The sequence below is a fragment of the Thermoanaerobacter siderophilus SR4 genome (assembly GCF_000262445.1).
In the GTDB taxonomy this organism is placed as follows: domain Bacteria; phylum Bacillota; class Thermoanaerobacteria; order Thermoanaerobacterales; family Thermoanaerobacteraceae; genus Thermoanaerobacter; species Thermoanaerobacter ethanolicus.
Window position 1 is genome coordinate 252,804 of record NZ_CM001486.1, and the last position, 14,778, is coordinate 267,581.

The 14,778-nt window shown below is 33.8% G+C and carries 15 protein-coding genes and 2 pseudogenes; 5 read left to right on the plus strand and 12 right to left on the minus strand.

From position 1 onward, the window contains the following. Positions 1-435 precede the first annotated feature (435 nt). The 3 genes from THESIDRAFT1_RS01265 to THESIDRAFT1_RS01275 are packed head-to-tail and all read left to right on the plus strand — an operon-like array spanning position 436 to position 4,201. Positions 436-2,439, plus strand: coding sequence for an oxidoreductase (locus THESIDRAFT1_RS01265; RefSeq protein WP_003869929.1), 2,004 nt, complete (start codon positions 436-438; stop codon positions 2,437-2,439). 15 nt (positions 2,440-2,454) lie between these two features. Next, the gene (locus THESIDRAFT1_RS01270) at positions 2,455-3,744 is read left to right on the plus strand and encodes an aconitase X (protein ID WP_006569267.1); all 1,290 of its coding nucleotides are present in this window, start codon (positions 2,455-2,457) and stop codon (positions 3,742-3,744) included. A gap of 4 nt (positions 3,745-3,748) precedes the next feature. After that, positions 3,749-4,201 carry an aconitase X swivel domain-containing protein gene (locus THESIDRAFT1_RS01275; protein ID WP_244262701.1) on the plus strand — a complete coding sequence of 151 codons (453 nt, stop codon included), beginning with the start codon at positions 3,749-3,751 and terminating at the stop codon, positions 4,199-4,201. Positions 4,202-4,296: 95 nt separating this feature from the next. Here the strand turns inward: THESIDRAFT1_RS01275 and THESIDRAFT1_RS01280 are convergent, their stop codons facing one another. Together THESIDRAFT1_RS01280 and THESIDRAFT1_RS13450 are read right to left on the minus strand one after the other, a co-directional pair. After that, positions 4,297-4,800 carry a PTS sugar transporter subunit IIA gene (locus THESIDRAFT1_RS01280; protein WP_006569268.1) on the minus strand — a complete coding sequence of 168 codons (504 nt, stop codon included), beginning with the start codon at positions 4,798-4,800 and terminating at the stop codon, positions 4,297-4,299. 15 nt (positions 4,801-4,815) lie between these two features. After that, the gene (locus THESIDRAFT1_RS13450) at positions 4,816-4,980 is read right to left on the minus strand and encodes a PTS sugar transporter subunit IIB (protein ID WP_208854062.1); all 165 of its coding nucleotides are present in this window, start codon (positions 4,978-4,980) and stop codon (positions 4,816-4,818) included. A gap of 404 nt (positions 4,981-5,384) precedes the next feature. Between THESIDRAFT1_RS13450 and THESIDRAFT1_RS14865 the strand changes: the two are divergent. Then, a pseudogene (locus tag THESIDRAFT1_RS14865) lies at positions 5,385-5,891 on the plus strand (transposase); the annotation flags it as partial. A 448-nt stretch (positions 5,892-6,339) separates the two neighbouring features. Here THESIDRAFT1_RS14865 and THESIDRAFT1_RS01290 read toward each other — a convergent pair. From THESIDRAFT1_RS01290 to THESIDRAFT1_RS01320, 8 genes are all read right to left on the minus strand, one after another. Then, positions 6,340-6,882 (minus strand): transaldolase family protein, encoded by a 543-nt coding sequence (locus THESIDRAFT1_RS01290; RefSeq protein WP_279625012.1) that lies wholly within the window; start codon positions 6,880-6,882, stop codon positions 6,340-6,342. Beyond that, positions 6,879-7,007, minus strand: a complete 129-nt coding sequence (locus tag THESIDRAFT1_RS15030; RefSeq protein WP_279625013.1) for a transaldolase family protein — start codon at positions 7,005-7,007, stop codon at positions 6,879-6,881. The genes THESIDRAFT1_RS01290 and THESIDRAFT1_RS15030 overlap by 4 nt, the downstream gene beginning before the upstream one ends. A 137-nt stretch (positions 7,008-7,144) precedes the next feature. Then, entirely contained in the window at positions 7,145-7,525 is a 381-nt protein-coding gene (locus THESIDRAFT1_RS01295; protein ID WP_003871454.1) for a PTS glucitol/sorbitol transporter subunit IIA, read from the minus strand. A gap of 93 nt (positions 7,526-7,618) precedes the next feature. After that, positions 7,619-8,623 carry a PTS glucitol/sorbitol transporter subunit IIB gene (gene srlE / locus THESIDRAFT1_RS01300; RefSeq protein WP_003871418.1) on the minus strand — a complete coding sequence of 335 codons (1,005 nt, stop codon included), beginning with the start codon at positions 8,621-8,623 and terminating at the stop codon, positions 7,619-7,621. Between the two features lie 149 nt (positions 8,624-8,772). Further along, positions 8,773-9,321 (minus strand): PTS glucitol/sorbitol transporter subunit IIC, encoded by a 549-nt coding sequence (srlA, locus tag THESIDRAFT1_RS01305; RefSeq protein WP_003871419.1) that lies wholly within the window; start codon positions 9,319-9,321, stop codon positions 8,773-8,775. A 70-nt stretch (positions 9,322-9,391) separates the two neighbouring features. Further along, positions 9,392-9,775: a transcriptional regulator GutM gene (locus THESIDRAFT1_RS01310; protein WP_003871420.1), complete on the minus strand. Its 384-nt coding sequence runs from the start codon at positions 9,773-9,775 to the stop codon at positions 9,392-9,394. 50 nt (positions 9,776-9,825) lie between these two features. Continuing rightward, complete coding sequence (locus THESIDRAFT1_RS01315) at positions 9,826-10,785, minus strand: sugar-binding transcriptional regulator (RefSeq protein WP_006569270.1); 960 nt, start codon at positions 10,783-10,785, stop codon at positions 9,826-9,828. 134 nt (positions 10,786-10,919) lie between these two features. Then, complete coding sequence (locus tag THESIDRAFT1_RS01320) at positions 10,920-11,744, minus strand: SDR family oxidoreductase (protein ID WP_039929076.1); 825 nt, start codon at positions 11,742-11,744, stop codon at positions 10,920-10,922. A 243-nt stretch (positions 11,745-11,987) separates the two neighbouring features. Here THESIDRAFT1_RS01320 and THESIDRAFT1_RS01325 point away from each other — a divergent pair. Beyond that, positions 11,988-12,666: pseudogene (locus THESIDRAFT1_RS01325) on the plus strand (transposase); the annotation flags it as partial. A 321-nt stretch (positions 12,667-12,987) separates the two neighbouring features. On the opposite strand, the gene THESIDRAFT1_RS01330 reads toward THESIDRAFT1_RS01325, so the two are convergent. Further along, complete coding sequence (locus THESIDRAFT1_RS01330; RefSeq protein ID WP_006569271.1) at positions 12,988-13,893, minus strand: ATP-dependent 6-phosphofructokinase; 906 nt, start codon at positions 13,891-13,893, stop codon at positions 12,988-12,990. Between the two features lie 26 nt (positions 13,894-13,919). Continuing rightward, the gene (locus THESIDRAFT1_RS01335; RefSeq protein WP_006569272.1) at positions 13,920-14,750 is read right to left on the minus strand and encodes a class II fructose-bisphosphate aldolase; all 831 of its coding nucleotides are present in this window, start codon (positions 14,748-14,750) and stop codon (positions 13,920-13,922) included. Positions 14,751-14,778: the final 28 nt, after the last annotated feature.

Sequence of the window (14,778 nt, forward strand, 5' to 3'; positions counted from 1 at the left end):
AACTGAATCATTAATAAATCACAGCAAAAACGTCTAGACTAAAGTGTTTTAGCTAAGAAGAGTGATATATGAACCATAAATGATTCATATATCACTCTTCTTTTTCACTATTAAATCTTAGCAAGTTTAATAAATAAAAGTTAAATTAATATAGTATATAAATTTGGCACGCTTATTGCTAATATATTAACATGACAAATTTATTTTATTAATAACAGTGCTTTTCTATATATGGATAATTAGGTTAAAAATAACAAGTGCATAAAAGGAGTGTGATTTTTATGTTTAAAAATTTTTGAAAGGAGTAGAAGCGACAAGTTTGTTTGATTATTAACAATCAAACTTTTTACCGCAAGTAGCGAAGTGACGCGGTAATGGCAGCACACTAGTATGTATTTGCAGGAAGTAAATTTATATCAATAATTTGAGGGGGTAATGAGGTTGGAAAAAAGATATTCTAACTTGTTTGAACCTTTTAAAATCGGAAAACTTGAAATTAAAAACAGGTTTGTGATGGCACCAATGGGACCCGGAGGATTGTCAACGCCTGATGGAGCTTTTAATGAAAAGGGCATTGAATATTATGTAGAGAGAGCAAAAGGCGGTACTGGTCTTATAATTACCGGCATATGCTACGTGGAAAATGAAATTGAAAAAAAAGCTATGCCTACAATGCCATGTCCTACCTTGAACCCTGTAAGCTTTATTAAAACCGCCAGTCAAATGACTGAAAGGGTACATGCTTATGATTCAAAAATATTTTTGCAATTAACAGCAGGATTTGGAAGAGTGGCAATACCAGCCATATTAAGAGGTGAAGCCGTAGCACCGTCGCCTATTGAGAACTTTTGGAATCCTAAAATAATGTGCAGGGAACTGACCACCGAAGAAGTCGAGACTATTGTAAAAAAGTTCGCTGAAGCTGCAGTTATAGCTAAGATGTCCGGCTTTGATGGTGTAGAGATTCATGCTGTACATGAGGGATATCTACTTGATCAGTTTACAATAGCACTATTTAACAAAAGGACTGATAAATATGGTGGAGATTTAATGGGAAGATTGAGATTCCCTATAGAAATAGTTCAGGCCATAAAAAAAGCCTGTGGAGACGATTTTCCTGTATCATTGAGGTATAGTGTAAAGAGTTATATAAAGGGTATAAGGCAGGGAGGACTTGCTGAAGAGGAATTTACTGAGCTTGGTCGCGATATTGATGAAGGGCTTGAAGCCGCTAAAATACTTGAAGAAGCAGGCTATGATGCATTCAATGCCGATGCAGGGACATATGATTCCTGGTATTGGAACCATCCGCCCATGTATCAAAAGAAGGGACTTTATTTGCCTTTGACCGAAAAACTAAAGAAGGTGGTAAATGTTCCGGTATTAGTGGCGGGAAGAATGGAGGATCCAGAGTTAGCAAGCAGTGCATTAGAGGAAGGAAAAGCCGATGCTATTGTTATTGGGCGGGGCCTTTTAGCAGATCCTCAATTGCCCAATAAGATAAAATCAGGAAAAGTAGACGATATTCGTCCATGCCTTGGTTGTCACGACGGTTGCATGGGAAGAATAGCTCAGGTAAAGCCACTATGCTGTGCTGTTAACCCACAAGTTGGCAGAGAAGCTGAATATGGGGTAAAACCTGCTGAAAAAACAAAAAATGTAATGGTTATAGGCGGTGGAGTAGCAGGCATGGAAGCTGCAAGAATTTGCGCATCAAGAGGACATAAAGTGAGTCTTTACGAAAAAGGCGATACTTTAGGCGGAGTACTTTTAGCAGCAGGGGTTCCTGATTTTAAAAAGGATGACATAAGATTGGTGCACTGGTATGAAAAGCAACTTAAAGATCTTAAAGTCGATGTGCATTTGAATACAGAAGTTACAAAAGAACTAGTAGATGAAATTAATCCAGATGTTGTTGTAGTGGCTACAGGCTCTACTCCAAAACAATTAAATATACCGGGTATTGAAAGAACTTTGCAAGCCACAGATGTACTGCTTGGGAAAAAGAAAGTAGGAGATAAAGTAGTTGTGATCGGAGGTGGTCTTGTAGGATGCGAACTGGCACTGTGGCTTGCTAAACAAGGCAAGAAGGTTATTATTGTGGAAATATTGAAAGACATATTATCAGCTGGAATGCCGATACCGCATATGAATTCAGAAATGCTGAAGGATTTGTTAAAATTCTACAATGTTGAAATAAGAACCAATACTTCTATAGCTGCAGTAAATGATACAGGAGCTGTTGTAAAGACCGAAACTGGTGAAGAAATTATAGCAGCAGACAGCGTGATTATGGCAATAGGTTATGATCCTGATAACAGATTATATAAACAAATAGCACCGTATAAGGCCGAAACTTACCTTCTGGGTGATGCAAGAAAAGTACAAAATATCATGAATGCCATCTGGGATGCTTATGAAGTTGCTAGGAACATTTGAGGAGGTGAATAAGCCATGAAGCAGTATAAGATGGAACTTACCGATGAAGAAAAGGAGATACTGGAGGGAAAACATGGCGAAGTGATGAGAAAAGTATTGGAGTCTGTAGTGCTTTACGGAGAAGCCTTTGAAGCTAGAAGGCTTCTCCCTATTGATGGTCCAGTACATTTGGTTACATCATTTGCGCTGACAGGGATAGAAAGCGTATTTGATATGATGGATGAACTAATAAATGCAGGATTGAAAACAAAAGAACCTTTTACGGTAGATCCAAGACCTATTGATTATGATAATGTAGAATGTACCGAAGCACAAAAAAAGATATTTAATGCTATGTATGAAAATCAGGAAAGATATGAGATACAGCTCAAAAAATTAGGCCTAAAGGATGATAGCGCATTTACATGCACATGTTACATGCCAGAAGTCGGGAACATTCCTAAAAAGGGGCAGATTCTCTCGTGGGCTGAATCTTCTGCTGTAGTATATGCAAATTCTATAATAGGTGCGAGAACTAATCGAATGTCTGCCCTTATAGAGCTTTTATGCGGTATCATTGGTAAAGTGCCAGAATTTGGACTGGTAACGGATGAGGGAAGACGGGCAACATGGCTTGTTGAAGTCAAAACTTCTACACTTCCAAACGCACAAGTTTTAGGAAGTGCAATAGGTATGAAAGTTATGGAGGATGTACCGTATATTGTGGGTCTTGATAGATTCCTTGGAAAAGGGATTAATAGTACTACTTTAGATTACCTTAAAGATATGGGTGCTGCTAGTGCATCAAATGGTGCCGTGGGTTTATATCATGTGGAAAATATAACTCCAGAAGCGGTTGAGCAAGGGAGATCTCTTTTGGTTGAAAACTACCGCATATATACTATAGATGATAATGAGATTAAAAGAGTAATTGATTCGTACCCGATACTCTGGAAAGATTTAGATGCAAAGCCTACTATGTGCTTTATAGGATGTCCCCATCTATCACTTGGACAAATTTATGGTTGGGTTGAAAAGATTTCTGATAGACTTTCAAAAGCAGGGAAAGATAAGGTTTCAATAAATACTGTATTATGCGCAGCTCCAGACGTTATTTCAAAGTTTAAATTAGATAATGAGGCATATAAGAAATTGGTTGACATGGGATTGCATCTAACTTATATATGCCCGCTTATGTACATGAGTAATCCTGAGTGTGCAAAGCAACCAATTATAACAAACTCAAATAAATTAAGAACTTATTCTACGGCCAGATTCTTCCTTGACGATGATATATTAGACATAATAGTAAATGGGAATATATAAGGGGGTGTGGAATTTGACAAGGACGTTTAAGGGAAGAGTTGTTCTTGGCGGAAACGTAAGTGGAGAAAGCATTGTAACTCATCAAGGATTAAATATACTCGCATCATATTTAAAAAGCCTTAATGATAGAAATGGAAAGGCAATTTGCTCCGATCAGAATAATAAAGATCTTTACAACAAGGATCTAGCGGGTAAAATAATCTGTCTTCCACAAACTATTGGTTCCACCACCGGAGGTATGATTCTACAGAGCGTTACAGAACTGGGTATAGGTCCAAAAGCAATGCTCTTTTCAAAGCATATAGATTCTCTTGCAGCTGCGGGGATTATACTTTGTTATGTATGGAATAATAAAAAAATTGTAACTATTGACCAATTAGGAGATGAATTTTTAGAATTTGTAAAAGATGGACAGCATATTGAAATAAGTGAAGATGGTACTGTGATTGTAAGTTAGAAGCTACGATAGCAACGATGAAATGTCGGACTTACTTGTTAATTTAAGTTCTGAGTAAGTCCGACAAAATTCTTAAAATGTCTTCCTCTTTAAAATTATTTCAATAAAACTCTCATAATTGGTGTACCGCAAATAACCGTATTATCTAAATTTAACTTTTCCATTTTCGTTACCTTTTCATCCATATTCGTAATTACTACCGGCGATATCAGATTATATGATTTACTATGTATTTTTTCAAGAGCAAATGTTAACAATTTGTCGCCTTTCTTAACATCCTGACCGTCCTCTACATACATTTCAAAGCCTTCACCGTTTAATTCAACAGTCTCAAGGCCTATGTGAATCATAATTTCGACACCACATTTTGAACGGAGGCCGATAGCGTGCTTTGTTCTAAAAACATTTATGACAACACCATCTACAGGTGATACAACCACTCCATCGGTCGGCACTATAGCAATTCCGTCTCCCATCATTTTTTGTGAAAATACCGGCTCGGGAACATTTGTAATATCAACTAAATCGCCGGACATCGGAGATGTAATTATTTCTTCCTGGTTGTCACTTTTCTTTTTACCAAATAAATTTCTAAACACAATGAACACCCTGTTTTATTCAAGTCCGAGAATATCTTTTATTTTGCTCTTGTAGACATCTGCTTTTGTACCAAAAATAACCTGTACCCCATTTTCGACTTTTAAAAATCCACTAGCACCAAGTTCGCGCCATATTTTTTCATCGCTGACGCGGGCTACATCTTTTACCTTTACTCTCAACCTCGTGAAGCAAGCATCTACATTAAATATTTTCAGCACCACCAAGTGCTGTTATTATTTCATTAATAATGTCATTTGAAACTGATTTCTTTTGCACCGATTGTATATTGTCATTAAGGGTATCTATAATACTGATTTCACAGCCAGGTGTTTGTAAATTATACCTTTCTATCATAAACGAAAAACGAAATAATATACAAAGAAATACACAATACCGATTATTAATCCGTAGATCCAATTGGAACCTTTACCTTGCTGAATTATTCCATTGAATACAAAGCTTAAAAATAGTCCACCAAAAGCTGTAGAGCCCGGTATATTAACTTTAAATAAATATGTCAGAAAATATGCAAAACCTGCTAATTCCGCGTGTATACCATATAGCAATAGCTTATACAGGCTATTCTATTCGTCGATATTTTCAAGGAGCTACTTGGCAGGAATGTCAAACCCACTTTATGCGTAATATTCTTGACAAAACTCCGAAAGTTTTACAAAAAGAAATCCATGCCAAGGTAAGAGCTATATTTGAAGCACCATATGCCAAAACAGCAAGAATGGTACTAAACAAGTATTAGATGAATATAGAAATAAAGCACCTATGACAATGGAAGTTTTAGAAGAGGGGTTTGAAAATGCAATACGGATTTTAGAACTTGCTGAACTTTACCAAAGGAGACTTCGCACTACTAATATGTTATAGCGGCTAAATGAAGTGATTTGCCGCCGTGAAAGAGTGATAAGGATATTCCCCAGTCGAGAATCTGCTATTCTCCTAATCGGAACTTTACTAATGGAACAACAAGATGAAAAAATGGTCTTGTGGCAAAAAGTACTTGGATACGGCCGAGTATTTTAAATGGCAAAAAAAAACAAGAGAAAAGATAGTTAACCATTATCACCACCGGTAGCTTTTAATAACTGCTGAAGGCTCTTGGTGTCAAGGGCTGTCAAGGCCCGGCGATAGCGTATCTTTGACACCTACATGTCCGGAGGCAGTATAATAGGCCGTGCAGCGGTAATATGAGCATCTGGTTGTATCCACCGAAATTTTTATACAGAAATTTGGACTTGACCTATTCTGATGCCTCTTTTTTAAAAAGCTCCCTGTTTTAATAAAATATTTCTCATGCTGCTCTACTCGCCACGGTCTCTGTCATTTGCCCCGTTGTCATAGCAATTGGTAAAACTCTTATTTAGTTTATATTAACAGAGTAACTCTCCTTTGTAATGTAGTCATCAAATTTCATCTTTCAATATTTTAAAGCCGCAATCTCAATTTATTTATAATTATGTTATTTCATATTTTCGTATTATCCTAAATTTTACCTATTTGTAATTACTTCTAAATATAATTTCCTATGTTCGTATTTTTTTATTACCATAAAAATTTTCCCAATCTTTAACAAATTGCAACACACTCCAATCAGTCATTGGATGGAAAATCAATTGATTTATCATATCATAATTAACCGTAATAGCATGAGCTCCAGCCATACATACTCCATAAATTTGTTCGACATTTTTAAAACTTGCGGCAATAACTTTAGTATTAAAATTATATATATTTATAAGTTTTACAATATCTGATACAACTTTAATGCCATTTGCGGATATATTATCTAATCTGTTTACATAAGGCGCAACAAAATCGGCACCAGATTTAGCCGCTATAAGAGCCTGTTGAGGTGTAAATACAGCAGTTGCCGTTGTTTTTATTTCTCCTTTAAGCATTTTTATGGCTTTTATTCCTTCAGGTATTACGGGTATTTTTATATATAAATTTCCTCCTATTTCTTTATTTATATATTTTGCTTCTTCTACAATTTCATCTGCTTTCTGGCTAATAACCTGTACATGAAGCATTTTATCATATCCTATTATATCTCTAATTTCCTTCAATAACTCAATAAAATCCCTTTTTCTTTTGCTATTATAGAAGGATTTGTCGTTACACCATCTATCGGATACATTTCAATGCTTTGTTTAATTTCTTTTATGTTAGCTGTATCCATTAATAATAACATAATAATTTTCCTCCCTTCTTTTTGTCCTTGTATAACCTTAAATTTTTCATAAACTAAACAAAACGAAACGGAGAAAATCTATGAAAAGCAAAGTTAAACACACATCTCTACTTGGTTTTATGGTAAATTAATTATTATTATTCCCTCACAATTACTATTGCATCCCCTACATTTATAATTGGTATATTTTTATTTTCTACATGTAAAGTTCCGGGTAGTTCTGCTATCGTACTTCCGTCAAATTTTATAGTAATGTGTCCTAGATTTTTAAGGTTAATATTGACCAATTCACCCACTGCTGTTATTTTAAATTTTTCTTCATTTATCTTAAGTATATCTCCAACTTCTATATTTTTATAATCTATATGCGCTTTATCTATGTTATTATTATGTAGTACACAATACTCAATTAATTCATCCGGAACATTATCTCCAAATAATATAACAATTTTTTCTGAATAAAAATCTTGCGCTTTTGCACCTATTTTAGTAACTATCGTTTCATAAATAGTATTCATTTTGCTCTCCTCCTAATAAAATTCTTAACATTAATTAATAATAAGGAAAGAAGATAGTGGTACTATCTTCTATTCCCTTATTATTTTACCATTTTATTTTGAATAAAGGCCAAAACTTGCAAGCCATGCAACAAATACAGTGGTAGGACCAGTCAAGAATCTACTATACAACACAGATGGTACACCAACTTCTACTGTTTCCGGTTCTGCTTCTGCAAGTCCAAGCCCCACAGGTATAAAATCACATGCTGCCTGTGAGTTTATTGCAAATAAAGCAGGTAAAGATAATTGTGGAGGAATATGGCCTTTGCCTATTTCAACACCAACTAATACACCTATAACCTGAGCTATTACCGCGCCAGGTCCCAAGAACGGCGAAAGAAATGGAAAAGAACAAATTGCTGATATCAGTAACAATCCAGGTAATGTACCAGCAAGAGGCGTTAATACATGTGCCAACGCATCGCCTATTCCAGATTTTAATATTATGCCAATTAACATAGATACAAAAGCCATAAATGGAAGAATCGTCCTTAATACTGTATCTATAGTATCACGCCCTGCTTGATATAGTACCCCAACTAAGTATCCCATGCCTTTACCTATTTTAACCATTAAATTTCCTGTATTTGATTGTTCACTAATTTTTTTACTTGTATCATACTTTGGCTTTGGAGTTGCTGCTGCAACTTCTTCAATGTTAGCTTTTATCTCTTCTATAGGCCCATTAAATAGTTCTATGTTGTTCGTTTTAACTCCTGAGACATATATATCAGGTTTAATATATTGTGAAAGCGGACCGCTTGGGCCAGCAGGTGTCAAATTTACTGTTGGTATATTTTTTTGAGGGTATATACCACACCTTAATGTTCCACCACAATCTATTATTACGCATGCAATTTCATCATCTGGAACTGTAGTTTTGAAACCGTCTATCAGTTCACAACCCGTTAACTCAGCAATCCTTTTCGCAACAGGTGAAATATCTCCTCCTGTAATCGTCACAACTTTGTTTCTTTTCTCTGTAGGCGTTATAATTAAAGGTCCACCAAATCCACCTGGCCCCGCAGTTATCTTTATACTCCTATATTTGCTCATTTTTCATCCTCCTTTATTGTAAATTTTGTGTTATTAAAAGTATTTTAACTAAAAATTTCCTTAGTAAAGGCTTCATAAATATTTTTGTTTAACTTCATTTCTTCTGTTAAGCAATTTATCTAAGATAACTTATTTTTTATCACTCAAGATTATTTAAGAGAAATTACCGTCTTTAATTTAACATTTTGTTGCTTTTCAACCCAAGAAGTTGTGAAATCTGTTATCCAACCTCTAAAGAAATTCGTTACAACTCCTACCAAAAAATATCTTAAAGCCAAGTCACTTGTTGGCAAACCTAGTTGAGTAATACCATTCGCTATACCTAAAAACACAAAGAGTTCAGCTGGATTTACATGCGGAAACAGTCCATTCATGGTATGACATGAAAAGGATGCTGCTGCATAATAGCTAGGTTTGTATTTTTCTGGTAAAAATTTACCTAATGATAATGTCATGGGATTGCAGAAAAAGAATGTTCCAACCACAGGTAGTATAAGATATCTTGTAAATACATTTCTTGAACTAGCTTTTGCTAATTTTTCAACCTTTTCAGGACCAACAAATTTTATTAATGCATTCATCGCAACAAGGAGCATTATTAATGTGGGAACTATCCCAGAAAGCATATTTACAAATGTTTTCCCACCTTCTTGAAATAAACCTATAAAAACTTCCGCCGCATGTGTCAATACTTCCATAAAATTACCTCCTTTTTGTTCTTTTATTTAATTTTGCATAACTACTTATAAACTATTTAAAACATTTCTTCTATTCCTCACCTCCTTCACCAGAAAATTTTTTAAAATTTTCTATTGCATTCTCTATAGCTTTAGCTGTCAATTTGTCAAAATTTTTTAGTGTGTTATTATCTATACTGAGAATATTTTTGTCTTCTAATCCTTTCACAGGTTTCATTCTGGCAAAGACCGAAACACCTTTCATTTTTTCAACTCGAATAATGTTACCATTTCCGTCGACCGCAATTAGAACAACTACCCCAGCTCTTATTTTGCCTTTGTTCTTCCCTATTGCAACTCTTCCTAATTCTCTCATTTTTTTAAAATGCTTATTAAAATGTTTTATTTGCAAATATCCTAAAATACTCTGTATAAACCATGCAGCTCCCAGCAATATAACTATATGCCAAACCATAAAATCCCTCTTTTAAAAATTGTTTCTAAAATTATTTAATAATACATTTTTTACATATTGTTATTTAATTCAATTAATAATTTTGCAGTTCTTTCTGTAGTAATAAGCACATTTATAAATCTACCATTTAACGCTCCTAATATTGAGGGAACCTTTTCAAGAGATTCAGCAACTCCTATTGAATATTCAATATTTCGCAGTTTTTCTAAATCTATCGCTATTGTTCTATCATTTAAATCCGAATTTATAATATTACCATTTATGTCGTAAAATCTAGAACATATATCACCAACTGCATTTACCTTTTTCAAAAATTCAATATCTTTATTTCCAAAATAACCTGACCATATTAGATTAGAAGACTTAATAGGTGCGCCTATTCCTACCACTGCAATATTAACTTTATTCCATAATTCTAGTATTGATCTTAAATTATTATCATTCATAATAGCTTTTTTCGTTTCTTTTTCTGCAGTAATAGCCGGAGCATAGAGATAATGTCCTTTAGCCTTAAAGGCAGACGCAACTTTTGATACTATTGTATTAACATGGTATTCACTTTCTATGTTTCCTGGTCCACCTACAAGGGGAATAATATTAGCAGATATACTATTACAGTCCGACAATGCATTTGCAACTGCAGCCATGGTAGTACCCCATGCAAACCCTATTACGTCTCCATCTTTAACAATTCTTTTTAAATATTCTGCTCCGGCTTTACCAAGCATTTGTTTTAATATTATTTCGTTTTGCTCATCTGTAGATGGTATAACAACTGCTTCTTTTAAAGAAAATTTACTTTCTAATAATTTTTCCAATTCTAAGCACTCACCAAAATCGCTTTTGATCACGATTTCTACTATTCCCTTTTCTCTTGCCTTTTTCAAAAGTCTACTTATAGTTGTCCGATAAATACCTAATTTTTTGGATATCTCACTTTGAGTTAAGTTTTCAATATAATACATCTGAGCAATTTTAGCAAGAAGCCTTGTTTCTTCCCACTTACTCATAGCATCACCCCTCATTTTTTATTCTACTTTAGTAGTATAAACTTTTTAACACAAATGTGCAATAGTGTAATATTTGATTTATAAAACGCAAAACATGAGGGGTGATGAGAGTAGAAAATTATATGTTGAGCAACTTAACCACGAGATTTTCCACCTGAAATGTTGTAAGTAACTCCATGAATATAACTTGCTCTTTCTGAAGCCAAAAAACAAACCAAATCTGCTATTTCACTAACTCTACCAGCTCTTCCTAGAGGTATTGATTTATTTTCATAATTTTCTCTTAATTTTTCTACAGTGATACCTCTCGTATAAGCAAGAGCCTCTTCATATTCTAAAGTTCTTAATCCTGTATCTTCAATAATCCCTGGAGCAACTCCTACAACTCTTATTCCATATTTGCCCAATTCCTTTGCCCATGACCTTGTAAAAGCATAAATAGCACCTTTTGTTCCTGCATAGCAACTCTGACCTTCTGAACCTTCAAGACCTGCTTCCGAGCTCATATTAATTATGACACCGTATCCATTTTTTATCATTTCTCGCGCTACTTCCTGAGTGCAGAAAAAAGTGCCCTTTTGATTTACTGCTACCATTAAGTCAAAATCTTGCTCGTTTAACTCATATTTTCCGTTTGGATCTTTAGGATCTACTAAAAGTCTTGGAATATTTATACCAGCATTATTAACCAATATATCAATTTTTCTAAATATCTTAATAACATTCTCTACCATCTTCCTAACACTATCTTTTTTGGCAACATCTGTTTGTAAAAATAGATGTCTTTTTCTTCCCCCACTTAATTGATTTATGACCTTCTCACCATCAGAATTTATATCAGCTATAACTACTGATGCTCCTTGTTCTGCTAACTTAATTGCTATTTCTTTACCTATACCAGAAGCACCTCCTGTTATTATCGCAACTTTGTTTTCTAGATTTAACCACGATTCTCCCATCATATCTACCTCCAACTATATATGTTTTAATTGTCATCAGGCTTTTTATTTATATTTTTGTTTCTTCTAAATTATTACTGCATGATATATTTTAGTCGTATCTTAATCAAATTTGCACATTTGTGCGATATAATGTAATTTGTGCAGGAGTTTATATTATATATATTCGCTATAAATTTTAAAATTCCTGCTTATGATAAAAAATTTTTTTATTAGTCTTATCAATCTCTTATTCACTACAAAGCCTATTCACTTCACACAGCCTGCGATAAAAATGGATTTGTATTAGGAGTAAAAATAACAGCAGCAAATGTCCACGACAGCGTAATGTTTGAAGAAGTATTAGAAGAAGTTGAAAAGAAAGTAGGAACACCAAAAGCAATAGCAGTAGATGCGGCCTATAAAAATCCATACGTACTAAAGACAATATTTGATAAAGGAATAATGCCAGCAGTGCCATATACAAGACCAATGAAAAAAGACGGTTTTATGAAAAAAATCAGTACGTATATGATGAATATTATGACTGTTACATATGCCCGCAAAATGAGATATTGACATACGTCACGACGAATAGAGAAGGATATAGAGAGTACAGATCAAATCCAGAAAAATGCAGGAATTGTCCTTTAAGGGAGAAGTACACTCTAAGTAAAGACTACACAAAGAGGAGATTCAGACACATATGGGAAGAATATGTAGAAGAAGCAGAGCACTTAAGGCATACACCTTACAGCAAGGAAGTATATGAGAGAAGGAAAGAGACAATAGAGAGAGTATTTGCAAACATGAAAGAGAAGCATGGTTTGAGATGGACACATTAAGAGGGAAAGAAAAATTGTCCATGCAAGCGATGCTTGTTTTTGCTGCCATGAATTTAAAGAAAATGGCAACATGGTTATGGAGAAAGGGTATAGACCCTAATCCTCCGGTTGGTGTTAAAATAAATGTAGAGATTGAAATAAAAAGGACTTACTTCTTTTTTGTATTAATGAATGAGAAAAAACAATATCAATGAGAAGTGAGAAAGTGGGTAATAACATCATGGCAGAATTATATAACAAAACTTTTTCGAGTATTTAATGCACTTATTCTGTATGCCTAAATTTTAGCATCTAAACAATATATATATAATAGACATTCAAAATAAGTGCTTTATACTTCAAACAAGGTCACTTCTACCTGCCCTCAATATATTATTATATAACCTAAAATATAGTACAAAAGAGCGAAAAAGAAACTATTAGAAATAATTATAAATTGCAATTCCCAATTTTACCCAATGTATAGCAAACCATTTTCCCATAATCATTTTTTTAATTAAATCAAAGGCTTGCTTTGCAAATTGTTTTGCCATATATCTATCATATGCAGTGGGACTTCCTCCTCTTTGTTTATGTCCTATGATTGTTACATGTACTTTTCTGTTTAAAGCTTGTTGTAACAATTCGCTATAATGCATTGTTCTTTTTAGTCCTTCACAGATTGTTATTATTATGTATTTATTGCCATTACTAAATTTTTCCTTTACCATATTAACAAGTTCTTCATCACTAATTGGCATTTCAGGTATCAATGCTATATCTGCTGCACCTTGATCAAATGCAGCCTTTGCTATATTTCCAGAATCGCCTCCTAATGTTTCCACTATGTATATTTTGCCAGGCATAGCAGTAGCAGTATCTTCAATATCATTTATAACCTCCAGTGTTTTATTAATAGCGGTATCAAAACCTAGTGTATAATCTGTACCTTTGACATCATTATCTATAGTGGCTGGGACTCCAACTACCTTTATTCCTAAATCAGACAATTTTTTAGCAGCTCTTAAAGAGCCATCTCCGCCTAATACCACCAGCCAATCTACTCCACTCTTGTTCAAATTTTGCTTTAAATAAATCATTTTTTTGTCATCTTTTAAATTTTCATATCGACCTGTGAATAATATACTTCCTCCTCTTTTCCCTAATGACATACCACTTATACTATTAAAATTAAGATCGATAAAATTATTTTCCTCTACCCCTTTATACCCTCCAATATATCCAATCAAATCACAATCCGTTTTGCTACATAATTTTGCTAATTCCAATATAAACGCATTCATTCCGGGGCAATCCCCTCCACTTGTTACTACACCTATCTTCATGAAATTCACCTCGGAGATATCGATAATCATATCCTATTAAAACTACCAAATATCTCAATATATTGTTTTACAAGTTCTTTGATATCATTCTGAATAGTAGAAATTAAATGTCTTACATCATTTTTATTAATAGTTCCAATATATCTTTTTATAGTTTTAAAATATGTTATCTTTATTTCAGTTCCAATATTTACTTTGCTTATACCTAATTTTATAGCTTTTTTTATATCTTCTAAAGGTATACCTGTGCCTCCATGTAAAACTAAAGGCACTGATGAAATATCATTAATTTTTGAGAGTCTTTCAAAGTCTAACTTAGGTTTACCTTTATATAATCCATGTGCATTCCCAATAGCTATTGCCAACGAATCTACTTTACTCCTTTCTATGAATTCCACTACACTATCCGGATTAGTTAATGCATCATCAATATTTCGAACATTTTCTTCTATTCCTGATATTCTGCCTAATTCACCTTCTAATGGTATTCCTCTGTCATGGCATAACTCAGCTATCATTCTGGTATTTTTAATATTATTTTCAAAATCAAGCAGTGAGCCATCGTACATTATAGAATCAAATCCATCGTTTATACACTCTTTTATTATTTCTATATTTTTACCGTGATCAAGATGTAAAACAATAGGAATATTAAAATCTTCTTTTAGCTGTTTTACATAATTAACTATTTTTTTAACTCCTAAAAATTTAACTGTTCCCTCACTAGCCATCAAAAATACAGGAGAACTCAATTCATATGCTCCTAAAACTATGCCTAATGCATCATCATAAAAATTAAAATTAAAACCTCCAATAGCATACTTATTCTTTCTCGCCGCTATAAGTAAATCATTCAAATTATGGGCCCCCTTTTTCGCAATTTTT